The 25,569-nt window shown below is 71.8% G+C and carries 20 protein-coding genes; 14 read left to right on the top strand and 6 right to left on the bottom strand.

The genetic code is table 11. The features are described from left to right. Position 1 precedes the first annotated feature (1 nt). A complete protein-coding gene (locus WHN02_RS25870; RefSeq protein ID WP_434741245.1) occupies positions 2-1,075 on the top strand; it encodes a Gfo/Idh/MocA family protein in 1,074 nt (357 codons plus the stop codon). A 67-nt stretch (positions 1,076-1,142) separates the two neighbouring features. Here the strand turns inward: WHN02_RS25870 and WHN02_RS25865 are convergent, their stop codons facing one another. Continuing rightward, positions 1,143-1,670 carry a hypothetical protein gene (locus WHN02_RS25865; RefSeq protein WP_434741244.1) on the bottom strand — a complete coding sequence of 176 codons (528 nt, stop codon included), beginning with the start codon at positions 1,668-1,670 and terminating at the stop codon, positions 1,143-1,145. Positions 1,671-2,014: 344 nt separating this feature from the next. Here WHN02_RS25865 and WHN02_RS25860 point away from each other — a divergent pair, with 344 nt between their 5' ends. The 5 genes from WHN02_RS25860 (at position 2,015) to WHN02_RS25840 (ending at position 6,844) form a co-directional block, all read left to right on the top strand. Then, entirely contained in the window at positions 2,015-3,064 is a 1,050-nt protein-coding gene (locus tag WHN02_RS25860; protein WP_434741243.1) for a dipeptidase, read from the top strand. A gap of 38 nt (positions 3,065-3,102) precedes the next feature. Then, on the top strand, positions 3,103-4,716 hold the full coding sequence (locus WHN02_RS25855) for an ABC transporter substrate-binding protein (RefSeq protein WP_434741242.1): 1,614 nt from the start codon (positions 3,103-3,105) through the stop codon (positions 4,714-4,716). A 78-nt stretch (positions 4,717-4,794) separates the two neighbouring features. Next, positions 4,795-5,667: a tetratricopeptide repeat protein gene (locus tag WHN02_RS25850; RefSeq protein ID WP_434741241.1), complete on the top strand. Its 873-nt coding sequence runs from the start codon at positions 4,795-4,797 to the stop codon at positions 5,665-5,667. A 5-nt stretch (positions 5,668-5,672) separates the two neighbouring features. Next, on the top strand, positions 5,673-5,876 hold the full coding sequence (locus WHN02_RS25845; protein WP_350897341.1) for a tautomerase family protein: 204 nt from the start codon (positions 5,673-5,675) through the stop codon (positions 5,874-5,876). Further along, positions 5,873-6,844 carry a D-2-hydroxyacid dehydrogenase gene (locus WHN02_RS25840; protein WP_434741240.1) on the top strand — a complete coding sequence of 324 codons (972 nt, stop codon included), beginning with the start codon at positions 5,873-5,875 and terminating at the stop codon, positions 6,842-6,844. The genes WHN02_RS25845 and WHN02_RS25840 overlap by 4 nt, the downstream gene beginning before the upstream one ends. A gap of 172 nt (positions 6,845-7,016) precedes the next feature. On the opposite strand, the gene WHN02_RS25835 is transcribed toward WHN02_RS25840, so the two are convergent. The 4 genes from WHN02_RS25835 to WHN02_RS25820 all read right to left on the bottom strand — a co-directional run bounded on the left by WHN02_RS25835 (position 7,017) and on the right by WHN02_RS25820 (position 11,744). Beyond that, on the bottom strand, positions 7,017-9,212 hold the full coding sequence (locus tag WHN02_RS25835) for a thiamine pyrophosphate-dependent enzyme (protein WP_434741239.1): 2,196 nt from the start codon (positions 9,210-9,212) through the stop codon (positions 7,017-7,019). Between the two features lie 131 nt (positions 9,213-9,343). Further along, positions 9,344-10,258 (bottom strand): ABC transporter permease, encoded by a 915-nt coding sequence (locus WHN02_RS25830; RefSeq protein WP_350897343.1) that lies wholly within the window; start codon positions 10,256-10,258, stop codon positions 9,344-9,346. After that, a complete protein-coding gene (gene nikB, locus WHN02_RS25825; RefSeq protein ID WP_434741238.1) occupies positions 10,248-11,186 on the bottom strand; it encodes a nickel ABC transporter permease in 939 nt (312 codons plus the stop codon). The genes WHN02_RS25830 and nikB overlap by 11 nt, the downstream gene beginning before the upstream one ends. Positions 11,187-11,216: 30 nt before the next feature. Then, the gene (locus WHN02_RS25820) at positions 11,217-11,744 is read right to left on the bottom strand and encodes an Lrp/AsnC family transcriptional regulator (protein WP_350897345.1); all 528 of its coding nucleotides are present in this window, start codon (positions 11,742-11,744) and stop codon (positions 11,217-11,219) included. A gap of 124 nt (positions 11,745-11,868) precedes the next feature. On the opposite strand from WHN02_RS25820, the gene WHN02_RS25815 reads away from it, so the two are divergent. The 8 genes from WHN02_RS25815 (at position 11,869) to WHN02_RS25780 (ending at position 23,447) form a co-directional block, all read left to right on the top strand. Further along, a complete protein-coding gene (locus WHN02_RS25815; protein WP_434741237.1) occupies positions 11,869-12,942 on the top strand; it encodes an ABC transporter ATP-binding protein in 1,074 nt (357 codons plus the stop codon). Next, a complete protein-coding gene (locus WHN02_RS25810; protein ID WP_434741236.1) occupies positions 12,942-14,009 on the top strand; it encodes an ABC transporter ATP-binding protein in 1,068 nt (355 codons plus the stop codon). The genes WHN02_RS25815 and WHN02_RS25810 overlap by 1 nt, the downstream gene beginning before the upstream one ends. A gap of 2 nt (positions 14,010-14,011) precedes the next feature. Then, positions 14,012-15,448, top strand: coding sequence for an aldehyde dehydrogenase family protein (locus WHN02_RS25805; RefSeq protein WP_434741235.1), 1,437 nt, complete (start codon positions 14,012-14,014; stop codon positions 15,446-15,448). Next, on the top strand, positions 15,445-16,410 hold the full coding sequence (locus WHN02_RS25800; protein ID WP_434741234.1) for a hydroxyacid dehydrogenase: 966 nt from the start codon (positions 15,445-15,447) through the stop codon (positions 16,408-16,410). The genes WHN02_RS25805 and WHN02_RS25800 overlap by 4 nt, the downstream gene beginning before the upstream one ends. A gap of 38 nt (positions 16,411-16,448) precedes the next feature. Then, a complete protein-coding gene (locus WHN02_RS25795; RefSeq protein WP_434744074.1) occupies positions 16,449-17,585 on the top strand; it encodes an acyl-CoA dehydrogenase family protein in 1,137 nt (378 codons plus the stop codon). 344 nt (positions 17,586-17,929) lie between these two features. Then, positions 17,930-18,841, top strand: coding sequence for a hypothetical protein (locus tag WHN02_RS25790; protein WP_434741233.1), 912 nt, complete (start codon positions 17,930-17,932; stop codon positions 18,839-18,841). A gap of 141 nt (positions 18,842-18,982) precedes the next feature. After that, a complete protein-coding gene (locus WHN02_RS25785; RefSeq protein ID WP_434741232.1) occupies positions 18,983-19,960 on the top strand; it encodes an alpha/beta hydrolase family protein in 978 nt (325 codons plus the stop codon). Positions 19,961-20,450: 490 nt separating this feature from the next. Next, entirely contained in the window at positions 20,451-23,447 is a 2,997-nt protein-coding gene (locus WHN02_RS25780) for a hypothetical protein (protein ID WP_434741231.1), read from the top strand. Here the strand turns inward: WHN02_RS25780 and WHN02_RS25775 are convergent. Next, the gene (locus WHN02_RS25775; protein ID WP_434741230.1) at positions 23,408-25,519 is read right to left on the bottom strand and encodes a hypothetical protein; all 2,112 of its coding nucleotides are present in this window, start codon (positions 25,517-25,519) and stop codon (positions 23,408-23,410) included. The two genes, WHN02_RS25780 and WHN02_RS25775, sit on opposite strands and share 40 nt — an antisense overlap. Between the last annotated feature and the right edge of the window lie 50 nt (positions 25,520-25,569).

Genomic DNA, 25,569 nt, shown 5'->3' with positions numbered 1-25,569 from the left:
CATGGGTGCTGTTGCGCGTACGGTCCGGGTGGGGGTGGTGGGATGCGGCAACGTCAGTTCCCGGTACCTCGCCAACCTGGCGGGCCGGTCGGCGGTCACCGTGGTCGCCTGCGCCGACGCCGATCCGGCGCGGGCCCGGGCGCTCGGGCAGGCCCACGGGGTGCCGCAGGTGCACTCGGTCGACGCGCTGTTGGCCGCTGCGGACGTCGACCTGGTGCTCAACCTGACCCCGCCCAGGGTGCACGCCGAGGTGACCCTGCGCGCCCTGGCGCAGGGCAAGCACGTCTACACGGAGAAGCCCCTGGCCACCACCATGGCCGACGGGCACCGCATCCTGGACGCGGCCCGGGCCCGGTCGTTGTGGGTCGGCACCGCCCCGGACACCTTCCTGGGTGCCGGGGCGCGGACCTGTGCGGCCCTCCTCGCCCAGGGGGCGATCGGGACCCCGACCTCGGTGAACGCGGCCATGATGAACCCGGGTCCGGAGCGGTTCCACCCGGAGCCGGAGTTCCTGTACCAGGAGGGGGCCGGGCCGCTGTTCGACATCGGCCCGTACTACCTCTCGGTCCTGACCGCACTGATGGGTTCCGTCGTCCGGGTGGGGGCACTGGGGGCGTCGGCGCGGGCCGAGCGTGTGGTGTTGACCGGGCCGCGCGCGGGGACGACCTTCGCCGTGGAGACCCTCACCCACGTCAACAGCGTCCTGGAGTTCGCGAGCGGGGCCGTGGGCATGCTGGTGACCAGTTTCGACGTCGCGGCGACACTGACGCCGCACCTGGAGATCCATGGCACCGAGGGCACCGTCGTCGCCGCCCAGGCCAACTCCTGGGGTGGCCCGGTGCTGCTCAAGAACGCGGGTAGCGACTTCGCCGAGGTGCTCCCGGGCCCCCACGAGTCGGACGGGTTCATGGGGATGGGCCTGGTCGACATGGCCGAGGCGATCCTGGCGGGCCGTCCCCCGCAGGCGACCGGGGCACGTGGTCTGCACGTGCTGGAAGTGCTGACCGCCATCGCCTCGGCGGCTCGGGCGGGCGGCGGATTCACCACCATCGAGTCGAGGTGGGAGAGTCCCTGACGCCCGTCGCAGAGGCGCAGGGGCTCCTCGCGACGGTCGACCGGTCCGCCGGTGACCACCCGGATCGTCACCCCGGTTCGAAGAGGGAGTCCGGGGTGGCGGGGGTGATCGCCTCGGCCTGGTGCCGGGGTGGGGGAAGGTCCCGGACGACCCGCCGGGAGTGCCGGCGTACCCCCTGGTCGTCGGTCCGGGCGGTGACCGCGACGGTGACCATCCGGATCGGCTCCGGTGGGGTGGCGAAGCCCCGGCTGCCCCACCGCACCCAGATCGGTGTCCGCCCCGCCGTGGCCTCGGCGAGGAGCTTGTCGACGGTACGGCGACGGTCGGTGTGGTCGACCTCGAAGACCATCGGCGGTGCGCCGGGCCGGGCGCAGGCGACGTCGACGACGGAGTGCTGCCCGGACATCGGCGGTGGCAGGGGTACGACGCTCGCGGCGCGTCGGTAGACCCGCCACCGGTGTTCGCGGCCCCAGTCGACGATCGTGTCGACGAGCAGCGCGGTGACCTGCTCGGTGGTGCGGTCGGTGAAGGTCAGCCCGGTGAGTCGGTCGGACAGGGACGCGACCAGAACGGCGTCGTCGTCGTGGTTCGTCATGCCCGCTCTCGTGTCCTCCGGCCCGCAGGTGTGACTGTCCGGCGCGTCGGCACATGCTACGCCCCGGCGGTGGGAGGGGTCCGTGTGGCCTGTGGCCACCCCGGGCCGGGCGACCCCACAGTGGTGGCAGTCCGCCCTGGTCAGCACCGTTTCCTGGCAAAAACCCCAGCCGGGTGGTCGGTGGGACGAGAACCCCGCACGGTCATCTCTGTCGATCCCGGTTTACGACGAATTTCGTCGTTCTCAAAGAGTTGGGCGACGATTTCGTCAACTCTATGGACATGAACTGGCGTTCCTCGTACAGTCCGTGCATCTTCCGATCTCGGGATGCTGGAGAACACCACGTGAACACTGCCGCCCCGGAAGCCACCACCACGTCGGCTGCCGAACTGCACACCTCCGCCACTGTCGTGGACGGAAGTACGGTCATCGAACTCAGCGACGCCCACCTCGACCGGATCCGCCGGGGCGGGGTGACAGCGGTGAACCACACCGTCACCACGCCGTACGCGGACACCGTCACCGCCCTCCGTCAGGTGAACCGGTGCCGGCGGTGGATCGACGAGCACCCCGACGACGTGCTGCTCGCGCTCACCGTGGCCGACATCGAGCGGGCCAAGGCCGAGGGCAAGGAAGCCGTCATCTTCGGCCCGCAGGACACCGAGATGATCGGTGTCGACCTGGACCTGCTCGGCACCTTCTACGACCTGGGTGTCCGCATCCTGCAGCTGACCTACCAGCGGCAGAACCTGCTCGGTGCGGGCTGCGGCGAGGAGGTCGACCCCGGGCTCACCCACCGGGGACGGACCTTCGTCCAGGCGATGGACGAACTGGGCATCCTGGTCGACGTCTCACACTGCGGCGAACGCACCGGGCTGGACGCCATGGAGGCCTCCGCCAAGCCGGTCGTCGTCACGCACTCCTTCTGCGACGCGATGTCGCCGCACATCCGGGCCAAGTCGGACGGATACCTGCGCACCCTCGGGGAGCAGGGCGGCGTCATGGGTATCACCACCTTGTCAGGGTTCCTCTACTACCCGGACGCCCCGTCCCGGCGTCCCGACCTCACCCGCTTCGTCGAGCACGTCAGCCGCGTGGTGGAGGTGGCGGGCATCGACCACGTCGCCATCGCCACCGACTACGACGAGACGTGGACCGAGCCGATGCGGATCGCCCAGCTGAAGTCCATCGCGCAGTCGAAGTCCAAGGAGCACCAGAACCTCCTCGGCGACTTCGGCTGGAACGAGCGTCGGGCGATCGGCATGGACGACGCCTCGGACTTCCCCAATTTCACCGAGGCGTTCCTCGCCGGCGGCTTCTCGCCTGAGGACGTGACCAAGATCCTCGGTGCCAACTGGCTTCGGGTCTACGGGGAGACGTGGAAGCCGGCGTGACCTGTAAGTGCTGACAGAGACACCAGCCAAGGAGACCCATGCGATCTCGAATTCTTACCAGGGTGCTGGCGGTGGGCGTCGTCGCGGCGCTCGCGGCCGGCTGCTCCGGCGGCGAACCGCCGTCGACAAATAACGGGGACAGCGGCAACGACGGGCTGATGGGCAACGTGCGGCTGGAGGACGACGCCCAGCCGGACGGCGACCCGAAGCCCGGCGGCCGGCTCAGCATCATGATCCGCCTGGACGCCCAGGAGTTGGACCCGCACAAGATGTCGGAGACCTCGGCCTTCGTCATCAACGAGCAGATCTACGAGTCGCTGGTCCAGTCCTACCGGGGCGAGATCAAGCCGGGGATCGCCGAGTCCTGGGAGCAGAGCGAGGACGGCCAGAAGGTCACGTTCAAGCTGCGCGACAACGCGTACTTCCACAGCGGTCGCCAGGTCAACGCGGCTGACGTCAAGTACTCGATCGAGCGGATCCAGAACCCGGAGACGCGGGCCCCCCGGGCCCGCAGCTACGAGGGGATCACCGCCGTCAACGCGGTCGACGAGCGTACCGTCGAGATGACCCTCGCCACGCCGAACGCCGCCATCCTGACCCTGCTCTCCACCGCCGCGTCCTCGATCGTGGACCGGACCGTGGTCGAGGCCGAGGGCGGTCTCAACGGCAGCGTCGACGGCGGCAGCGGTCCGTTCAAGCTCGCCTCCCGGGTCACCGGCCAGGCCATCAAGCTGGACAAGCACGACCGGTACTGGGAGCCCGGCGTGCCGTACCTGGACGGGCTGGACTTCACCTTCAACCCCGACGACAACGCCCGGGCGGCCGCCGTCCGTAGCGGCACCGTCGACTTCCTCTGGCGGCCCGCGCCCGAGTTCATCGACGCCCTCAAGCGTGACGAGGGCCTGAAGTGGTACGGCGGCTCCGGCTCGCTCTCGCTGCACCTGCGCCTCAACACCTCCAAGGCCCCGTACGACGACGTCAAGGTCCGGCAGGCCGTCTTCCTGGCGCTGGACCGGCAGGAGATCCTCAACGTCGCCAACTCCGGGTTCGGCACCCCGCTCAACTCCGGCTACCTGCCTCCGGACCGGTTCGGCGCGCTGACCGAGCCGGTGTACGGCGAGCCGGACATCGAGAAGGCCAAGTCGCTGCTGGCCGAGGCGGGCTACCCCGACGGCTTCGAGGCGAAGCTGATGGTGATCGCCACCTCCGCGTTCCAGGTCCGGTCGGCCGAGGTCGAGCAGCAGCAGCTCGCCAAGATCGGCATCAAGGTGACGATCGAGTCGGTCGAGGCCACCATCGCCGACAGCCGGACCAAGTCCGGGGACTTCGACATGTACCAGTCCGGGTTCGGTCTGACCTACGACCCGGACGAGCGGTTCACCGCCAGCTTCCTGTCCGGCGGCGGCCTGAACTACGGCAACTGGAGCGACCAGGAGTACGAGGGCCTGATCGTGCAGGCCCGCTCCGAGATGGACTCCGACAAGCGCGCCGCCATCTACCAGCAGGCCGAGAAGATCCTCGCCGAGCGGGGACCGGTGGCCATGACCTTCCTCAACGCCGACTACGACGTGGTGCAGAAGGACGTCATGGGCTACCGGGGCGACGCCACCCCGACGTACCGGTTCTACAAGAACATCTGGCTCGACCGCTGACCTTGCGGTGGCGGGGGCGCCGCCCACCGGCGCCCCCGCCGGCTCTTCCGGCCACCACCTGTGACGAAAGGCAGGCCCATGACGTCCGTATCGCTGACCGAGCGCTACATCATCGCCGCTCGGCTCAAGGGCTACCTCAACAAGCACGCCGAGTCGGTGGCGCTGCTCACCGAGGCGCTGGAGCAGGACCCGGGCAGCGCTCGGCTGCTGCGCTTCCGGGGCCACCGGCGCATCTCGATCGGTGACTACACCGGCGCCGTCGAGGACCTGCGTACCGCCGCCGACCAGCTCGACAAGGTCGAGGACGAGTACGAGATGTACCAGGTCGAGGTGGAGAAGGACGTCGTCAGCCTGATCCTCGGTCGGCCCGAGCAGGTACGGCCGCAGCACCTCAGCGAGGCGATGGCCGCGCAGGACCCGGCCGCCCTCGACAGGTACCTGACCACGCTGCACACCTCGGTCTGGTACCACCTCGGCGTCGCCCAGTACCTGCTCGGTGACTTCGAGGGCTGCCTGCCCAGCTTCCGGGAGGCCGAGCGCGCCTCCCGGCACCAGGAGGGCACCGTCGCCTCGCAGGACTGGCAGTACATGGCGCTGCGCCGGCTGGGCCGCCCGGCCGAGGCCGACGAGGTGCTCGACCGGTTCCGCAAGATCGAGCTGGTCGAGGAGGACCACCTCGTCGGGTACGAGGGCCGGATGCAGCTCTACACCGGTCAGATCAGCTCGGACCAGCTGTGGGCGATGTGCGAGGGCGACGGGCTGCGTACCGTCACCCAGGGCTACGGGCTGGGCAACTGGCACTACTACAACGGCGAGATCGACAAGGCCCGTGAGGTCTTCGACGGGGTGCTGGCCACCAACGTCAAGCACGCCTTCGCCTACCTGGCCGTGAAGGCCGAGTACGACCGCAACCCGGACTTCGCCGGCACCGCGACGACCAAGGAGAACTGACACTCATGGCAATCATCCGCGCCGAGATCAGCCCCCGTGACCAGGAGACCAAGGACGCGATCATCGCGGAACTGACCGACGTCCTGGTCAAGTACGGCTCCCCCCGGGAGAACACCCACGTCCTGCTCTACGAGGTCTCGCACGACAACTGGGCCAAGGGCGGCTTGAGCTACACCAAGCGGGCGGAGCAGGCGAAGGGGTCCTCGTGACCGACGGTCCACACGTCCTGATCACCCCGAACCTCGCCGAGCTGCTGCCGCAGCTGCACGAGCGGTACCCGGACTGCCGGTTCACGGCGGTGGCCGACGACGAGCCGGCCCGCGAGGAGTACTTCGACGCCGAGGTGATCCTGCGCAGCGCGATGAACGAGGACCTCTTCGACGTGCTGCTCGACAAGTGTCAGAAGCTGCGGTGGGTGCAGATCACCGCCGCCGGTTTCGACTGGGTCGGCGGGGACGCCTGGCACCGCCGGCTCGACGAGGGACTGATCTACACCCGGTCCCCCAACTCGTACAACGTGCCGATCGCCGAGTACGTGATCGGGGCGGTGCTGCTGCACGCGCGGGCCTTTCCGGAGTACCGCGCGGCGCAGGAACGCCACGAGTGGGTCCGGGTGGTGGCCCAGGACGTCATCGGCAGCACGATGGTGGTGTTCGGCACCGGGGCGATCGGGCGGGAGGTGGCCTGGCGGGCCCGCGCGTTGGGCGTCGAGGTCATCGGCGTCAACCGGGCCGGGACCCCGGCCGAGGGGTTCGAGCGGGTGGAAGCGTACGCCGACCACCTCGCCCTGCTGCCGCAGGCCGACTCGGTGGTCCTCGCCATGCCGCTGACCAGCGAGAACCGGTACTTCTTCGACGCCGAGCGGTTCGCCGCGATGAAGGAGACAGCGGTCCTGGTCAACGTCGGTCGGGGCGCGCTCATCGCCGAGGACGCCCTGGTCGAGGCGATGCAGTCCGGACGGATCGGTGCCGCAGTGCTCGACGTGTTCGAGGAGGAACCGCTGCCGGCGGAGAACCGGCTGTGGGATCTCCCGCGCACCACGATCACCCCGCACACCTCGTTCCGGGGATCGGGCAACGTGCAGCGGCTCTACGCCGACTTCTGTGCCAACTTCGACCGCTACCGGGCCGGTGAGCAGTTGCTGGGCCTGAAGCGGCAGCCCGACCTGGGCTACTGACCGGGCACCACCACCCGACGGCGGTCCGCGTGTCCTCCCGACGCGCGGACCGCCGCCGTCTGCCACCGTCCGCCCGCGTGTGTCGTCGCGCCGCAGGGCGGACGGGTCGAAAGGAAGGGTCCCTTCCCGACGCTATGCGTTGAGAAGGGACCCTTCCTTCGTGCGGGGAGGACTAGCGCAGGAGTGCGCGGGCGGCGGTGAGGATGTCGGCGGTGCCCAGCAGGACCTGGTCGGCGGCGGGGCCGAGCGGGACGTAGCTGTCGACGCTGTTGACCCGGGCGACCGGCCCGGTGCGTCCGGCGTCGACGAGGGCGGCCACCACCGCCTCCGCGACCCCACCGCTGTGCCGGGTCTCGTCCACCACCAGGACCCGCGACGCCCCGTCGAGGGCGGCCACCAGGCTCGCCGCCGGGAGCGGGGCCAGCCACTGGAGGTCGACGACCCGGGTACGCACACCCTCGGCGGCCAGGGTGTCGGCGACCTGGAGACTCATCGGTACGCCGTTGCCGAAGGAGACCAGGGCCAGGTCGGTGCCGTCGTCACGGATGGTCCGTACCTCGCCCAGCGGGGTCGACGCCCAGTCCGCCGGTGGGGGATAGGGGGCGAGCCAGCCGCCGTCGCCGTCGGTGTGCAGGTCCCGCTGGTGGTAGAGGGCGATGGGTTCCAGGAAGACACAGACCCGTCCCTCCTGTTCGGCCAGGGCCAGGCACTGGCGCAGCAGGGCGGGGGCGGTGGCCGGGTGGGACGCCACGGCGAAGGCCAGCCCGGGGATGTCCCGCAGCACCGCCACCGAGTTGTCGTTGTGGAAGTGCCCCCCGAACCCCTTCTGGTACGCCAGTCCGGCGATCCGTACCACCATGCCGTTCTGGTAGCGCCCGGCGGAGAAGAACCGCAGCGAGGCGGCCTCGCCCCGGAGCTGGTCCTCGGCGTTGTGCAGGTACGCCAGGTACTGGATCTCCGGGATCGGCAGGGCACCGGCCAGCGCCCCGCCGAGCGCCACCCCGAGGATGGTCTGCTCGTCGAGGAGGGTGTCGAAGACCCGGTCGGCGCCGAAGGCGCGCCGCAGCCCCCGGGTGGCGCCGTACACGCCGCCCTTGCGTGCCACGTCCTCGCCGAAGACCTGGGCCTGCGGCCAGGTCAGCAGCGCGTCGTGCAGCGCCGCGTTGATCGACTGGGCCAGGGTGAGCGGACCCCGGTCCTCGGGGAGCCGACCACCGAAGAGTCGTTCCCGGTCGGTGCCGGGCCGCCGGGCCGCGGTGGCCACCTGGGCCACCCGTCGGGTGGTCAGCGGCGCGGTGACCGCAGCCGGGCTGTCCAGCCGCTGGACCCGCCCCGGCAGGGCTTGGGCCTGTTCCATCACCTGCTCGCGGGTCTCCTCGTACCGGGCGAGGACGTCGGCGGGGCCGAGGATCCCGCGCCGGGCGAGGAGGGCGGCGGTGGCCAGGATCGGGTCCCGGGCGTACTCGGTGAGGATCTCCGCCTGCGTCCGGTAGGCCAGTTCCGCGTCGGACCCGGCGTGCCCCATGAACCGTACGGTGCCCAGGTGCAGGACGGCCGGACGCCGTTCGGTGCGGACCATCCGGGCGGTCTCGACGGCGGTGGCCAGTAGCCGGGCCGGGTCGGTCCCGTCGGCGGCGACGTACTCCACGCCGGGCAGGGCCGAGAGGGTACGCGCGATCCACCCCCGGGGCGAGCGGGTGCTGATGCCGATGCCGTTGTCCTCGCAGACCAGCAGCAGCGGCAGGGGGAGGCCCTGGTGGGCGCACCAACCGGCGGCGTTCAACGCCCCGGCGGCGGTGGAGTGGTTGGCCGAGGCGTCACCGAAGCTTGCGACGACCAGGGCGTCGGCCGGGTACCCGGTGTTCCCACCCGGTACGCCCCGGCCGAGGGCGAAGGCCATGCCCAGGGCGCGGGGGAGGTGGGAGGCGATGGTGGAGGTCTGCGGGACGATGTTGAGTTCCCGGTGGCCGAAGACCTTGTGTCGGCCGCCGGAGATCGGGTCGTACCGGGACGCGGCGGCCGAGTGCAGCACGTCGGCGACCGGGGTGGTGCCGGGGACCTGTCCGGCGCGGGCGGCGTAGAAGCCACCGGAGCGGTAGTGCAGTAGGGCGGGGTCGGTGGGGCGCAGTGCCAGGGCTACCGCGGCGTTGCTCTCGTGGCCGCTGGACCCGATGGTGTAGAACCCCTCCCGTTGCGACTGCAACCAGCGCAGTGCCAGGTCGAGGTGTCGGCTCTGCAACTGGGCGTCCAGGTAGGCCAGGAGCAGCCCGGGGTCGACGTCGACCTCCGGGCTGGGCTCGGCCGGCACCTGACGGCCCGTGGACCATTCGGTGAGCCGGCGGACCAGGTGCTCGTCGACGGTTTCCACGGTGGTGCTCCTTGCCGGTAGTCGACCGGACCGGCGCGTGGTTCGACGCCGGTCCGGTCGCGGGTGGTGGCCCGGTTCGTGGCCGGTGCGGTCGCCGGCCGTACGGGGGGTCGGGCTGGTCGTGGTGTCGGTCAGCGGCTGGACCTGCCGCGCAGGCGGGGGTCCAGGGCGTCACGCAGGGTGTCGCCCAGCAGGTTGAAGCCGAGAACGGTGATCATGATGCAGATGCCGGGCACGACCGAGGGCCAGACCGAGATCTCCATGAAGGACTTCCCGTTGGACAGCATCGAGCCCCAGGACGGCTGCGGGGGCTGGACGCCGAGCCCGAGGTAGCCCAGGGACGCCTCGATCAGGATCGCGTACGCCAGGCTGGTGGTGAACTGCACCGCGATCGGGGCGATGGAGTTGGGCAGGATGTACTTGAGGATGAGCCGGGTGTTGCTCAGTCCGACCGCCTGCCCCGACTCGACGTACGGCTCGCGCCGGATGCTCATCGCGGTGCCCCGCACGATCCGGGCGAAGCTGGGGATGAAGACGATGACCAGGGCGAGGATGAGGTTCTCGGTGCCCGGACCCCGGGCGGCCACCACGGCGAGGGCGAGCAGCAGGGTGGGGAACGAGAACATGATGTCGGTGGCCGGGGTGATGATCGCGTCGAGGAAGCCCCGGTAGAAACCGGCGAGCAGCCCGAGCAGGACGCCGATCGCCCCGGCGCAGGTCACCACGATCAGGCTGACGGTCAACGAGGTGCGGGCGCCGTAGAGTGCCCGGCTGAGCAGGTCCCGTCCGGCCTCGTCGGCACCGAGCAGGAACGTTCCGCTGGGCGAGGCGAGGCGCTGGTTGGACATCGCGGTCGGGTCGTACGGCGCGATGAGCGGGGCGAGGACCGCAGCCCCGGTCATCAGGACCACGATGACCAGGCCGATCGCACCGACCCGGTCCCGCATGATCTGCCGGAGCACCTGGGCGGTACGGCGACCGGCCCGGGCCAGGGGTTCCTGTGCCCGACGCCGGGTGGGGCGGTCGGGGGCGACTTCAGTGACCACTGCGCAACCTCGGATCCAGGTAGGTGTACAGGAGATCGACGACGAGGTTGACCACCACGTAGAAGAAGGCCAGGAAGAGCAGGGTGCCCTGGACCACCGGGTAGTCGCGTTGGCTGATCCCTCGGATGACCATCGTGCCCAGGCCCGGCCAGGCGAAGACCTGCTCGACGATGACTGTCCCACCGAGCAGGGCGCCGGCCTGGATGCCGATGACGGTGACCACCGGGATCAACGAGTTGCGCAGCGCGTGCCGGGCGACAACGACCCGTTCGGCGAGCCCCTTGGCCCGTGCGGTCCGCACGTAGTCCTGGTTGAGGACCTCCAGCATGCTGGAGCGGGTCATCCGCATGCTGATGGCGGCGAGGCTGGCGCCGAGGGTGACGGCGGGCAGGAGCAGGTACTTCAGGCTGCCCCAGAAGCCCTCTCCCTCACCCGCGCCCTGCGAGGGCAGCCAGCCCAGCGAGACCGAGAAGACGTAGACCAGCAGGATGCCGAGCCAGAAGTTCGGCAGGGAGAGCCCGATCAGGGAGCCGATCCGGGTGCCCGCGTCGAGCAGCCCGTTGCGCTTGGTGGCGCTGACGACGCCGAGCGGGATCGAGATGAGGATCGAGACCACCAGCGCCGAGACCGCCAGGAGCAGTGTCGACGGGAAGCGCTGCATGATCTCTTCGAGGACCGGCTGGCCGGTCCGCATGGAGGTGCCCAGGTCTCCCTGGAGAAGGGCGCCGAGCCAGCGCAGGAACTGCTCGTGCACGGGCATGTCCAGCCCGAAGTAGCGGCGTAACTCGGCCTCGACAGCCGGGTCTCCGAAATCCTGGCCCATGATCGAACTGATCACGTCACCGGGGATCATGCGGATGACGAGGAACGAGATCACGGAGATCCCGAACAGGACCGGTACCACCGACAACAGGCGGATCAGCGTCATGCGTAGCACGGGCTCGGCTCCCTGTTCAGGTCAGGCCCCGGATCCGGGCACGCCGGACGCCGGTCCTGTCTCTACTGTGGACTCCTCATCACTGGTGGCGATGTCGCGGGCCCATTCGTGGGCTCGCTTCGCCACCCGCAGCACCATCACCGACCGGCTCTCCATCACCCCGTCGAGGTGGCCGAGCCGCTCCGTCCAGAACGTCCGCATGGCGTTGCTGGAGGCGAAGTAGCCGACGGCGATGATGTCGAACTGTCCGGTCACGTGGTAGACGTACGAGATCTCCGGCATGCCGGCCAGCTTCTCGATCAGCTGTTCGGTGGCGCCGGGGGCGCTCTGGATCTCGAACAGGGTGTGCACCGGGCGCCCCATGAAGCCTGCGCTGGGGATCACCGCGTAGTGCACCTGACCGTCTGTGATCAGTCGTTCGAGTCGCCGCCGGACGGATCCCTCGGAAAGACCGACCTTCGCCGCGAGTGCGACATTTGTCTGTCGGGGGTCCTGGACCAGCTCCCGGATGATGCTGCGATCTTTTTCGATCGAGCTCTTGGATGCCATCTCACTCCAACTGACTGGGTGACGTAATTCGTCGCTGCCGGGAGCCTAGACGACGAACATCGTCTGTGCAACACTCCTGGTTGACGAATGGCGGCGTTAAGGTGAACTAAAACTGGGGGGCTCGATGGCCTTGTTGGAGGTACGGGACCTACGGACGGAGTTCCGCGCTGCCCGAGGTTCGGTGACCGCTGTGGACGGTGTCTCGTTCACCGTCGACGCGGGCGAGATGGTGGCGTTGGTGGGGGAGTCCGGCTGCGGCAAGTCCGCGACCGCGCAGTCCATCATGGGCCTGATCGTGCCGCCCGCCGGTCAGGTCACCGGCGGACAGGTGCTGTTCGAGGGGCGGGACCTGCTGCGGCTGCGCCCCCGGGAGCTGCGGGCCGTCCGGGGCAAGCGGATGGCGATGATCTTCCAGGACCCGATGACCTCGCTGAACCCGGTGCTGACCATCGGCAGGCAGCTCACCGAGGCCCTGGAACTGCACCTCGGACTGAGCCGCCGGGCCGCCCGGACCCGCGCCGTGGAGCTGCTGGACATGGTCCGCATCCCGGCCGCCGAGACCCGGCTCGGGGCGTACCCCCACCAGCTCTCCGGCGGGATGCGGCAACGCGTGATGATCGCGATGGCGCTCTCCTGCGACCCGCAGCTGATCCTCGCCGACGAGATCACCACCGCCCTCGACGTCACCATCCAGGCGCAGATCCTGGAACTCCTGCGCGACCTGGCCAAGCAGACCCAGACGGCGCTCCTGTTCATCACCCACGACCTCGGGGTCGTGGCCGGGATGGCCGAACGGGTCAACGTCATGTACGCCGGCCAGATCGTCGAACGGGCCGAGACGGTGGACCTGTTCCACCGCCCCCAGATGCCCTACACCTGGGGGCTGCTCGGCTCGGTGCCCCGACTGGACCTGGCCCGGGGCGGGAAGCTCCGGCCGATCGCCGGACGCCCGCCGGAGCTGACCGAGATCCCCGTCGGCTGCCGATTCGGGCCACGCTGCGTACACGCCCGTGACCTGTGCCGCGAGACCCCACCCGAGCTCACCACGGTTCGCGAGACCCCCGACCGGGGGCAGCTGACCCGCTGCTGGGGCACCGGCCCCACCGAGCAGGGCGGCTGGCTCTCCACCCAGGACCGGCACGTCGACCCCACGACGGCCCAGGACCGGCACGTCGACTCCACGACGGAGGGAAGCTGATGCCCGACACCCCCGCCCCCGCCGCCGTACTCCCGGAGACCGACGCGCCCACCGACAGCCTGCTGCGGGTCCGCGACCTGGCGGTCGACTTCAAGGTCCCGGTACGCGGCTCGCTGCGCGCCGGACGCCTGCGCGCGGTCTCCGGGGTCAACCTGGACATCCGACGCGGCGAGATCCTCGGCGTGGTGGGGGAGTCCGGCTGCGGCAAGTCCACCACCGGCCGGGCCATCCTCCAACTGCTCAAGCCCAGCGTCGGGTCGGTGAACTTCGACGGCACCGAACTGACCACCCTGAGCCGCCCCCGGATGCGCGGGATGCGCCGCCGGATGCAGATGATCTTCCAGGATCCGTACGCCTCGCTGAACCCCCGGATGAGCATCGGCGAGCTGATCGAGGAACCCCTGCTGGTCCACACCGACCTCTCCGGCGCCGGTCGGCGGGCCAAGGCGTTGGACACCATGCAGCTGGTCGGGCTCAGCCCGCAGTGGCACGACCGCTACCCGCACGAGTTCTCCGGTGGCCAGCGCCAACGGGTCGGGATCGCCCGTGCCCTGGTCAGTAGCCCGGAGTTCGTGGTCGCCGACGAGCCGGTCTCCGCCCTCGACGTCTCCGTCCAGGCGCAGATCGTCAACCTGCTCGAAGAGCTCCAGGACGACCTCGGGCTGACCATGATGTTCATCGCGCACGACCTGGCGGTGGTCCGGCACCTCTGCGACCGGATCGCTGTGATGTACCTCGGCACCGTGGTCGAGGTCGGCGAGTGCGAGAGCATGTACACCCGGCCCCGGCACCCGTACACCCAGGCCCTGCTGTCGGCGGTGCCGATCCCCGACCCCCTGGTCGAGGTGGAGCGCAACCGCCGGATCCTCACCGGGGACGTTCCGAGCCCGCTCAACCCGCCGTCGGGGTGCCGGTTCCGGACCCGCTGCTGGAAGGCCCAGGACGTCTGCGCCACGCAGGAGCCGCAGCTCACCACCGCCGCCGACGGCAACCAGGTGGCCTGCCACTTCCCGGAGAACACCGACGGGCAGGACCAGCCCGTCCCCGCCACCGCCGGTGAGCGGTGACCATGTCCGTACCGCAGCATCTGAACCTGGTCGACGGCGAGTGGGTCGACGGCGAACGCCGACCCAACACCAACCCGGCCCGCCCCGACGAGATGGTCAGCGAGTACGCCCAGGCCGACCCGGGCACCGTCCGGACCGCGATCGAGGCCGCCCGGGTGGCCCAGCCCGGATGGGCCCGGCAGCCCGTCGCGGAGCGGATGGGGCTGCTCGACCGGATCGGCACCGCCATCCTGGCCCGGGTCGAGGAACTCGCCGTCCTGCTCGCCCGGGAGGAGGGCAAACTCCTCGCCGAGGCCCGGGGGGAGGTCACCCGCGCCGGGCAGACCTTCCGGTACTACGCCCACCAGCTCCTGCAACCCGCCGGTGAGGTGTACGCCTCCACCCGCCCCGACGTCCACGCCGAGGTACGCCGCCGCCCGCTGGGCGTGGTCGGGGTCATCACCCCCTGGAACTACCCGCTGGCCATCCCGGCGTGGAAGGTCGCACCGGCCCTGGCGTACGGCAACACGGTGGTCCTCAAACCCGCCGACCTGGTCCCCGCCTCGGCCGGGGAACTGGCCCGGATCGTCGTCGACGCCGGTGCCCCGTCCGGGGTGTTCAACATGGTCCTCGGCGAGGGTCGGGTCGTGGGGGAGGAACTGCTCACCTCGACGGCTGTCGACGGGATCTCGTTCACCGGCGGCACCACCACCGGTGCCCACGTCGCCAGACAGTGCATCGAGCACGGCAACAAGCGGTTCCAGCTGGAGATGGGTGGCAAGAACCCCCTGGTCGTCCTGGACGACGCCGACCTGGACGTGGCGGTGGCCTGTGCCCTCGACGGCAGCTTCTTCAGCACCGGCCAGCGCTGCACCGCCTCCAGCCGGCTGATCGTGCAGGCCGGGATCCACGACCGGTTCGTGGCGGCCCTCGCGGCGGCCACCGACGCGCTGCGGGTCGGCGACCCGCTCGACCCGGACAGTCAACTCGGCCCGGTCGCCAGCTCCGGCCAGCTGCGGCAGAACCTCGACTACGTCCGGGTCGGCGTCGACGAGGGGGCCACCGTCGTGGCCGGCGGAACCCACCGACCCGAGGACGGACAGTTCATGCGCCCCACCCTGCTCACCGGCGCCCGCAACGACATGCGGGTGGCCCGGGAGGAGATCTTCGGCCCGGTCAGCTGCGTGGTCCGGGTCGACGACCTGGACGAGGCGGTCGACGTCGCCAACGACACCCGGTACGGGCTCTCCGCCGGGATCGTCACCACCTCCCTACGGGCGGCGGAACGGTTCAAACGAGACGCCCGGGCCGGGATCGTCTCGGTCAACCTGCCCACCGCCGGTACCGAACTGCACCTGCCGTTCGGCGGGACCGGTGCCTCCAACCACGGCCCCCGGGAGCAGGGCGGATACGCCCGGGACTTCTACACGGTGCCGGTCACCTGCTACACCGGCTGGTGAGCGCCGTGTCGACCCCGAAGATCCTGCTCACCGAACCCATCGCCGCCGCCGGGCTGGACCTGCTGCGGGCGGCCGGTGACGTCCACGTCGCCCACGCCACCGACCCGGCGACCCTGGCCGAGCCGCTGGCCACCGCCGACGCCCTCGTGGTGCGCTCCTCCCCGGTCACCGCCGCGATGCTGGAGGCCGCACCCCGGCTCAAGGTGGTCGGTCGGCACGGCGCCGGACTCGACGGCATCGACCTGGCCGCCGCCGACCGGCTCGGCATCCCGGTGGTCGGCACCCCCGGTGCCAACGCCGAGTCCGTCGCCGAGTTCGTCGTCCTCGCCGCCCTGACCCTGGCCCGGCAGGCCCCACCCGCCGTCGCGGCGCTCGCCCGGGGGGACTTCCCGCCCGGTCGGTCGTTGCCCTCGTCGGTGGTCGCCGCCGGTCTGACCGGGACCATGCTCACCGGCCGTACCCTCGGGCTGGTCGGGCTCGGCGCGATCGGCCGGGGGGTGGCCGCCCGGGCCCGGGCACTCGGCATGACGGTCATCGCGTACGACGTCGCCGCGCCCACCCCGCCCGAGGGGGTCCGCCTGGTCGACCTGGACACCCTGCTCGACAGCGCCGACGTGGTGAGCCTGCACGTGCCGCAGACCCCGGCGACCACCGGACTGATCGGACCCGCCGCCCTGACCCGGATGCGCCCGCACGCCCTGCTGGTCAACACCGCCCGGGCCGGGGTGGTGGACACTGGAGCGGTCCTCGACGCCCTCGACGCCGGCCGGCTGCGCGGGTACGCCGTCGACGTGTTCCACCCCGAACCGCCCGACCCCACCCACCCGCTCCTGCACCACCCGAGGGTCTTCGCCACCCCGCACATGGCGGCGATGACCCACGACGCGCTCGACGCCATGGCCGTCGCCGTGGCACGTGGCGTGCTCGCGCACCTCACCGCACCGGAAGGAACCCGACCGTGACCCTGTCCGTACCCGCCTCCACCCTCGACTACTTCGGGATCGGCGGGCTCGTCGACGACGACACCCGGGAACTCCAGGCCGCCGTCCGGGGCTTCGTGGACCGGCGGATCCGCCCGAACATCGCCACCTGGTACGAGGAGGGGAAGCTGCCCGCCCGGGAACTGGCCCGGGAACTGGGTGAACTCGGCGTACTCGGCATGCACCTGGAGGGGTACGGCTGCGCCGGCACCTCCGCCACCGCGTACGGCCTGGCCTGCTTCGAGTTGGAGGCGGGCGACTCGGGGCTGCGGTCGCTGGTCTCGGTGCAGGGCTCCCTGGCCATGTACGCCATCTGGCGGTTCGGTTCCGAGGAGCAGAAGCAGCAGTGGCTGCCCCGGATGGCATCCGGTGAGGCGATCGGCTGTTTCGGACTGACCGAGCCCGACTTCGGCTCGGACCCGGGCGGGATGCGGACCCGGGCCCGCCGTGACGGCGGGGACTGGGTCCTCAACGGCACCAAGATGTGGATCACCAACGGGTCGATCGCGGACGTCGCCGTGGTGTGGGCCCACACCGACGAGGGGGTCCGGGGGTTCCTGGTCCCCGCCGGCACCCCGGGGTTCACCGCCCCGGAGATCACCCGCAAGCAGTCGCTGCGCGCCTCGGTCACCTCCGAGCTGGTCCTCGACGACGTCCGGCTGCCCGCCGACGCGCTGCTGCCCGAGGCGGCCGGACTCTCCGGTCCGCTCTCCTGCCTCAACGAGGCCCGGTTCGGCATCGTCTTCGGTGCCCTCGGCGCGGCCGACGACTGCCTGCAGACCACCATCGGGTACGCCCGCACCCGGCAGATCTTCGACCGGCCACTGGCCGCGTACCAGGCCACCCAGCTCAAGCTCGCCGACATGGGTCTGGAGTTGGGCAAGGGGATGCTGCTCGCGCTGCACCTGGGGGCGGCCAAGGACGCCGGCACCCTGGACCACCGGCAGATCAGCCTCGGCAAGCTCAACAGCGTCCGGGAGGCCATCGCGATCGCCCGCGAGTGCCGGACGATCCTCGGCGCGGCCGGGATCACCCTCGACTACCCGATCATCAGGCACGCGGCGAACCTGGAGTCCGTGCTCACCTACGAGGGCACCTCCGAGGTGCACCAGCTCATCATCGGTCAGACCCTGACGGGGCACGCCGCCTTCCGCTGACAGCGCCCGGCACCACACCCCCTGGTCACGCAGAGTGCCAGGGGGTGTCTGCTGTGGTCTGACGGGCGGGATGCGGCCGACGCCGGACCGAGGCGCGAATGGGGATTTCCCCTGACCCATTTTCCCTGCTCAGAATGGTCTCGGGCGGCGTTCGCGAGGATGGCTCGTGGCATGCTTCCACTACGAATTCGGACATATCGCTTCGTCGCTTGTCGGTGACCATGAGTAGTTTCGGGGTATCGCCGGCGTCGATGTCCCTGGTTCGGTCGGGTGGTTCGTGGTGGGGGTGTCCGGCGTTCGCAAAGGGTCGCCGTCCGGCCGGCGGTGTCGCCAGAGGGTGTGGGATGACACGGGCACCGGCGCAGTTGTTGGCTGTGCGCAGCCTGCTGCTGCGGTATCTGAACACGGATCCGGATGTGGTGCGGGACGACGATCTGGAACCGGCGGAGGTCGGGATCGTGGGGGACGCGTCGCATCGGGGTGGTTATCACTGTGGTGCGGATCGGGTGGTGACCAACGACTACTCGGTGGTGGAGTCGCCGCGGGATCGTAACGGGTTGACCCTGGACGCGTCGGCGTTGGACGTGGGGTGGTTCTCGGTGCGCTCGGGTGGGGCGACGCACAGTCTGCGGTCGTTCTCGGTGTGGTGTGTGGCGCAGTGTGTGGCCGGGACGGCGGACAGTCGCGACATTCGGGAGATCATCTATTCGCCGGACGGGCGGGTGGTACGGCGGTGGGATCGTCTCGGTCGTCGGTCCAGCGGGGACAACTCACACCTGTGGCACACCCACTTCAGTTTCTTTCGTGACTCGACCAAGGCGGGCCGGGACCAGCGTCCGCTGTTCCGCCGTTACCTGACCACCATCGGACTCATCCAGGAGGACGACATGCCCACCGCAGCCGAGGTAGCCAAGTACCTGATGGAGCAGTACCGGACCCCGGACGGCCGTACCCTGGCCGGCAGCCTGGACGCGCTCCTTCGTCCCGACGGCGGCAACGCGCTGGGACGGCAGGTGACCAGATCCGACACCGTCCCGGCCGCCCGGCCGCCGTACCACAACAGCGACTACGGGGATCCTGCCAAACCCGGGGACGGCAACAAGGAGTGGACGGTCGGCTACTCCCTCCAGACCATCACCAGACCGGGCGGGCCACCCGGTCGCAGGTCGCCGAGGTGCTGGCCCTCCTCGCCCAGATGGACGGTCGGGATCCGGTGGACGGACCGGCCATCATCAGCGGAGTGCTCGCCGGGTTGACGCCGGAGGCGATCGCGGCGGCGATCCCCACCGACCTGGCCGAGCAGGTCGCCGACGAACTCGGCCGCCGCTTCTCCGGCGGCACCCGCCGGGCCGCCTGACCGTACCGGCGTGGCATCCGTCAACCCCGTGGGAGGGTCGATGCAATCCTCGTTCCCCCTGTCCCAGCCCGAACCGTCCGACGTCACCCGAACGGCGGCGGCACGTCGCCCCGTAGCCCCACCGACCCGACGTCCCCGGCGGCGCCGTCGGACCCGGGGCCTGTTCGCCGTCGCCCTGGTCGGTGCCCTCGCCGTCACCGGAGCCGCCCCGACCCCGCCGGCGGGTGCGGCCGAGAACCCGTACCAGCGTGGCCCGGAGCCGACGGCGGCGAGCATCGCCGCCACCCGTGGCCCCTTCGCGGTCGCCGAGGTGACGGTGTCGTCCCTCCAGGTCAGCGGCTTCGGTGGCGGGACCGTCTACTACCCGACCAGCACCAGCGAGGGCACCTTCGGTGCGGTGGCGATCGCCCCCGGCTACACCGCAGGGCGGTCGACGATGGCCTGGCTCGGACCCCGCCTGGCCTCGCAGGGCTTCGTCGTGTTCAACATCGACACCCTCAGCCGGTACGACCAGCCGAGCAGCCGGGCCCGGCAGCTCCTGGCCGCCCTCGACCACCTGACCCGGCAGAGTCCGGTACGCGACCGGCTGGACCCGGACCGGCTGGCCGTGATGGGCCACTCGATGGGTGGCGGAGGCGCCCTGGAAGCGGCCGACTCCCGGCCCGGCCTGCGGGCGGCCGTCCCGTTGACCCCGTGGCACCTGACCAAGGGGTGGTCCGGCGTTCGGGTCCCCACCCTCGTCGTCGGAGCGGAGTCCGACACGGTGGCCCCGGTCAGGTCCCACGCCGAGCTGTTCTACGAGAGTCTGGGTGCCGGTGTCGACAAGGCGTACCTGGAGTTGAACGCCGCCAGCCACTTCGCCCCGAACTCGCCGAACACCACCATCGCCTCGTTCGGCATCTCCTGGCTGAAGCGTTTCGTCGACGACGACACCCGGTACGAGAAGTTCCTCTGCCCCCCGCCCCGCCCCGGTACGCAGATCGAGGAGTACCGGGACAGCTGCCCGCACTCCTCCTGACCGACCCGTGACCCCGGCCGACGGGCTGACCCCGTCGACCGGGGTCACGGCGTGAACGGGGGCCGGAGCACTCCCGGCCGCCCCGAGCGTCGTCACCACCCACGTCGTCGCCTCGGTCCTCGGATGCCGTACGGGTTCCTGTTGAACCATCGGGACCCCCGTTCGTAGAAGGGGGCCGGGACGGCAGGATGTGTGTGAACCGAGGGTGTGTGGAAGGCGATGGTGTTGATGCGGCGAGCCTTGGCTTCGGTGCTGCTGCTGATCGGGATGGTGCTGGCCATGGCGGCCGCACCGGCCGGTGCAGCCCCTGCCGAGACCGGCAGTACTACGTTGTCGGGCCGGTGGTGGATGGTCAGCGGGAGTATCTCTACGCCATCGCCCTGAAGACCCTCGGTAACGGCAACCGGTTCCGGGAGATCGTCCAGCTCAACGAGGGACGGACGCAGCCGGACGGGGAGACCTTCACCGACGGACTGGTGCTCAACCCGGGTTGGCTGCTCGTGCTCCCCGAGGACGCCGAGGGCTCCGGGGTACGCAGTGGACGGCTACCCGGCGGTGCCCCCTCACCTCGGCCGAGCCCGAGCAGCGCGCCTCCCAGCCCCTCGCCGAGCCCTTCGCCGAGCCCGTCACCGAGCGTCGCTCCCACCACGGCGCCCCCCAGTTCGGCGGCCGCGCCCCGCCGCCACCCGCGACGCCGGCTTCGGCCCCGGCCCCGGCGCCGACCCAGGTCGGTGCCCGGCCCCCGGCGGCCCAGGACCCGGTCGACCCGCTGTTGATCCGGGTCGGTGCCGGTCTGATGGCAGTGGTGTTCGCCGTGGCGGCCCTGCTGTTGCTGCGCCGGGGTGGCCGCCGGGGCAAGCTGGTCCTGGAGGACCACGGCCCCTGGCCGCCGGAGCGGCACCACACCCCCACCCCTGACCAGCGCAACGCTGCCGAGAAGACCACTGTGGTCCGTCAGGCCCTGCCGCCGACCGCCCCGGCAGAGCGGGACGGCGCGTCGGCGTCGTCGACCGCCTCGCGTCGTTCGGCACCGCAACCACCGCCACCCCCGGTCGGGGACGGGACGCCACTGGACGACGACCTCCGCTACGACGACGACCTCCGCTACGACGACGATCTCCGGGACGGGGACGACTCCCGCTACGACGACGACCCGCGCTACGACGACTCGCGGCACGGGGACCCGCGCTACGACGACTCCCGTGACGGGGACTCCCGCTACGACAGGGACTCCCGTCACGACGGTGACTCCCGCTTCGACGAGGGCTCCCGCTTCGACGACGACCCGCGCTACGACGACTCCCGGCACGGGGACCCGCGCTACGACGACTCCCGCTACGGGGACGCCGGTGACGACGAGGACTCCCGCGACGGCGACGGTTCCCGGTACGAGGAGGTGCCGGTCAGCGCCTCGACTGCCCAGTCGTCCGCCCCGCCGCGCCCCCCAGCCCCGCGTCGGCCGGGTTCCCCGCCGCCGCCACCTGCCCGGTCCGACGGCCCACGGCGCGGCGCGGCGCCCGCCGCCCCGCCGCCCCGGCCGCCTTCGGCGACGAACCGTTCGGCTGCGCCCGCCGCGCCGCAGCGATCCGCCCCGCCGCCGCCCCCGCCGAAGCCACCGGCACCCTCGGCCGGACCCCGTCGACCGGACGCCACCTCCCGTCCCGGCCCGTCGGGCGATCCGCGTCCGGCCCCGTCGGGTGAGAGGCGGCCCGACACGTCCGAGTCGCGTCCGGGGCAACCACGTGAGCCGCGTCCGGTCGGTCGGGGCGAGGAGCCGCGACGGCCGGGCACCCCGGGTGAGGGGGCCCGTCGGCCCGCAGCGCCCGGTCAGGGACCACGCCCGGCCGGGCCGCCGACGGGGCAGCCCCGGCGCCCCGAGGCGCGGACGGCGCAGCCGGCTCCACCGTCGGGTGACGAGTCGGCGGTCGGGCGGCCCGTACCCGAGGAGACCCGGACCCCCGCGACGAAGCGCGAGGCCACAGCGGACGGTGCCGCGCCACCGAAGGGGCCGGGTCGGGCCCCGCGGTCGGCGGAGTCCGCTGACCGCCCCGCCCCGCCGCGACCCCCGCAGCCTGCCGTCGCTTCGTCGGACCCCCGCCCGACCGGCACCGGTCCGCAGGCGTCCCCGCAGGAGCCCACCGACCGGCCCTCGACGGCCCGGACGGGACAGCAGGCCGCCGACCGGCGGCCCGACGGAGACCGGCGGACCGACGCCGAGGAGACCGGTACCGAACCACTGACGACGGCGCCGGTCGTCGGAGCCCTCTCCACCTCGGCGTCGGACGACGAGCCGAGGGCCGGGCGGTCCCGTCCCGAGCCCGGGACCTCGGGGTCGATCGGCCGACCGACCGACGAGGCACGCGACACCGAGCCGCGCGACGAGGACTCGCCGAACGACCACCGGGCGGACCGGCGGCGGATCGACGACGCCCCGGACGACGACCGGGCGGACCGGCGGTGGCACGACGACGACCCGGACGACGACGAGACGGGCGGGTCCCCGTCGGACGACGACTCGGCCCGTTCGTCGGCCGAACCCCACCGCGCACCCCCGCCCCCGCCCCGGCCTGCGGCCACCGGGCACGCCGCCCCGTCGACCTCCCGGCCGTCCGAGCCGCCCCGCCCGGCCCAGCGCCCGGCCCAGCGCCCGGCCCAGCGCCCGGCCCCGGTGCCACCGGCCAGGACCGCGCCCCCCGTGGGGAAACCCCGCAACGGTACGGACGTCGTTCCGGCCCGACGGCCCGGTCCGGGCGGCGATCCTCGCCCCACCCCGGCGGCGGAGCCGTCGCCGGACGGCCCGGCCCGGGAGGTCCGCGCCCCGAGGAAGCCGGTACCCGCCGGATCGACGGCCGGGGCACCACGAACGGCGATGCGGACCGGTCCCGCCCAGACGGAGCAGGACGGACCCCGCCCGACGGTGCCGGCCGAGGGTGAGGTGCCGTACCTCAACGCCGAACTGGCCACCGAGGTCGGGTCGATCCGGATCCGGTTGGTCGGCGTGGCGGCCGGGCGGGGCGCACCCGCGTACGCCTGGCTCGGCGACGGGGAGAAGGCCCCGGCGGCGACCCTGCCGCTGGTGCTGGGTCACCAGGGCCCCTGGCGGTTGCACGTCGACCTCAGCCGGGCCCCGGACGTGCTCACCCTGGTCGGCCCCCGCGAGGCCTCCCGGCGGACGGCCGCGCTGTTCGTCAGGCAGCTGCGCCGGGCCGGCATCGGGGTGGCGGTGGTCGGCGACGTGCTCAAGGGCGAGAACCTCGACGGGGTACGAAATCTCGACGACCTGCCCGCGCCGCCGGCCCCGGGCGACGACCTCCCGGAGCCGTACGTCGTGATCACCGGTGCCCTGGCCGCCGGTGCGATGGCCGACGCGCGCAAGCTCGCCGGGGCCACCGGGGGCCGGTGTGTGCCGATGGTGATCGGTCCGGTACCCGGTGGCCGGTGGTCGATTCAGCTGGACCCGGAGGGGCCGGGGCGTACGGGCGACTGAATCCGGCCGACGGTGCTTGGCAGCGGACCGGGAACGACATCCGGGATCTTCTGCCAGGCACCGCCCTGGGCCCGGTAGACCCGGCTCACCTTGATCCGGTCGTACGAGCGGCTGCCGAGGATCAGGTCGATTCCGGCCCGGTGCAGCCGGTCCGCCCGGGTCCGCACCTGCCGTAGTGGAGACAGCGCTTCGTTCGTGGCGCGGACGTCCACAGTCCGTCCCCGGGGCACCCGTACCTCGACGAGCAACCGGTTCGGCCGAGGCGTCGGCTGCTTGCGGTGCAGCCGCAGCCACCCCCGGGGCAGTCGACGCGCCCTCATCGGCAGCAGCACGTACGCCCGGCGGGTGCCGAACCCGGGCCACCGGAGTACGTCGTTCGGCAGCCCCGCCACCGAACGCGGGGTGGGGTCGCACCGGATCCGGAGTCTGTTGCCGGACGCCTCGTCGGTGGGCAGGAGCTTGCCGTAGCCCTCGGCCCGGAAGGTGCCGACCAGGCTGACCCGGTCGAGTCGGGCGGCGGGCAGCAGGTAGGTGTCGGGGGTGCCGAGCAGGTACTGGAAACGGGCCGGTACGTGTGAGCGCAGTACCGCCATCGGGATGGCGCCCCCCGGTGCGATCCGGACCCGCAGCAGATCACTTCCGGTCTCCGCCGACCGGGGGTCGAGGAAGGCGACGAGGAACAGTTCCGCGCTGGGCATCCCCTCCTCCACCGCCCGGACCGGGTCGCCCTGGATCCGGATGAACGCGTCGAAGGCCTGGCCGTTGACCTGCTGCCCCGCCCGGAGCCAGGGCGGCCCGTACGCCGGGCTGCGCCGGCCCTCGGCGAGCAGTGTGGGCCGGGGCAGCGGTGCGACGATGGCCGCCGTCGTGGCGGGCCGGTCGTCGTCGGAGGGGGGCGCCTTCGCCGTCGGGGCCGGGTCACCGGGGGCGGCGGACGTCCCGGTGGGCTCCCCGGTCTCCGGGGCGTCTCCGGTCGGCTCCGGGTCGACGGTCCGCTCCCGGGTCTGCCCCACAGTCGACACCACGATCCGCTGCCGGGTCAGCCGGGAGATCAGGAGCCCGTCGGGGGTGGCGTCCAGGTTCGCCGGACCGTCGGCGTACGGGGGGTGGTGCGCCAGCCACTGGGTCGCCGATCCGGCCGGGTCGAGGGCGCGCAGGTCACGCTGGTCGTCCATCAGCTCGGCCCGGCCACCGGGGGGTGGGGTCCAGACCGTGGCACCGGTCATCTCGGCCAACTCCATCGCCTGCTCGACGAGGAGGGCCTGCTCACCGGGGTCTGACGGCCAGTTCAGCCAGAGTCGCAGGTCGGCACCGTAGAGGGGCAGGTCGCCGAGGAGGGCGGCGAGCTGGCCTCCGCTGTGCACCTCCTGGGTGCCGCTGTAGTTGCCGACGAGGAACCCGCCCGCCCGGGCGGTGACGGCGACGGTCACCAACCCCTCGGCGGTGACCCCGAGGCGGGCGGCGGTGGCCCGGCGGGTGACGAAGTCCGCCCGGGTGGCGAGGGCGAGTCCGTCCGGCAGGGGCAGGCCCACGATCCCCTGACGGGGTCGGACCAGCCCTTCGGTCACCGCGAACCATCCGGGCAGGGGAGTAGCCAGGTCCGGGGGCTGGACCACGAGCCAGTCCATCGGCTGGCGGGTGATCCGGTGCAGGGGCACCGCGTGCAGGGGACTGTCCTCGGTGCCCCGGTCCGCCCGGTCGCCTCCGGTCGTGGCGACCGGGGCGTTGGTGTGCCGGATGTCGGCGCCCTCCGGGCTGATCAGGACGTCGTGTCCGAGCAACCCGGCGACCTCGGTGAACACCTCCAGGTGCCGGGCACCGTCGTCGGCGAGGATCCGGACGTCGTCGGCTGCGTCGCCGGTCCGTCGGACCAGCTCGGCGACGGCCCGGGCGTCCAACGGCCGCCCTGGGTCGGTCGGTACCACCAACCGGCCCTCCGGGCCGGTCGCCATCCACAGGTCGAGTAGCCCGGCCACCCGTCGGTGCCGGCGTGGGTCGAAACGTCGGGTCGCCGGGACCCGTTCCAGACCCCTGCTTCGGACCAGGCCCGGAGCCCGGTTGAGCCCTGTCACCACCGTCCCCTGCCTTCTGTTCCTCCGGGGCGTCGCCGCCGGGTTTGTGC

This window comes from Micromonospora sp. SH-82 (assembly GCF_051132485.1).
Lineage (GTDB): Bacteria > Actinomycetota > Actinomycetes > Mycobacteriales > Micromonosporaceae > Micromonospora.
Note: the sequence above shows the minus strand (reverse complement) of the source record. Positions and strands in the feature narration are given on the sequence as shown.

Excerpts from the sequence above, each read along its gene's own strand:
- WHN02_RS25805 (WP_434741235.1), top strand. The coding sequence starts at position 14,012 with ATGTCCGTACCGCAGCATCTGAACCTGGTCGACGGCGAGTGGGTCGAC.
- WHN02_RS25815 (WP_434741237.1), top strand. The coding sequence starts at position 11,869 with ATGGCCTTGTTGGAGGTACGGGACCTACGGACGGAGTTCCGCGCTGCC.
- WHN02_RS25785 (WP_434741232.1), top strand. The coding sequence starts at position 18,983 with ATGCAATCCTCGTTCCCCCTGTCCCAGCCCGAACCGTCCGACGTCACC.
- WHN02_RS25855 (WP_434741242.1), top strand. The coding sequence starts at position 3,103 with ATGCGATCTCGAATTCTTACCAGGGTGCTGGCGGTGGGCGTCGTCGCG.
- WHN02_RS25870 (WP_434741245.1), top strand. The coding sequence starts at position 2 with ATGGGTGCTGTTGCGCGTACGGTCCGGGTGGGGGTGGTGGGATGCGGC.
- WHN02_RS25810 (WP_434741236.1), top strand. The coding sequence starts at position 12,942 with ATGCCCGACACCCCCGCCCCCGCCGCCGTACTCCCGGAGACCGACGCG.
- WHN02_RS25820 (WP_350897345.1), bottom strand. The coding sequence starts at position 11,744 with ATGGCATCCAAGAGCTCGATCGAAAAAGATCGCAGCATCATCCGGGAG.
- WHN02_RS25865 (WP_434741244.1), bottom strand. The coding sequence starts at position 1,670 with ATGACGAACCACGACGACGACGCCGTTCTGGTCGCGTCCCTGTCCGAC.
- WHN02_RS25850 (WP_434741241.1), top strand. The coding sequence starts at position 4,795 with ATGACGTCCGTATCGCTGACCGAGCGCTACATCATCGCCGCTCGGCTC.
- WHN02_RS25790 (WP_434741233.1), top strand. The coding sequence starts at position 17,930 with ATGACACGGGCACCGGCGCAGTTGTTGGCTGTGCGCAGCCTGCTGCTG.
- WHN02_RS25845 (WP_350897341.1), top strand. The coding sequence starts at position 5,673 with ATGGCAATCATCCGCGCCGAGATCAGCCCCCGTGACCAGGAGACCAAG.
- nikB (WP_434741238.1), bottom strand. The coding sequence starts at position 11,186 with ATGACGCTGATCCGCCTGTTGTCGGTGGTACCGGTCCTGTTCGGGATC.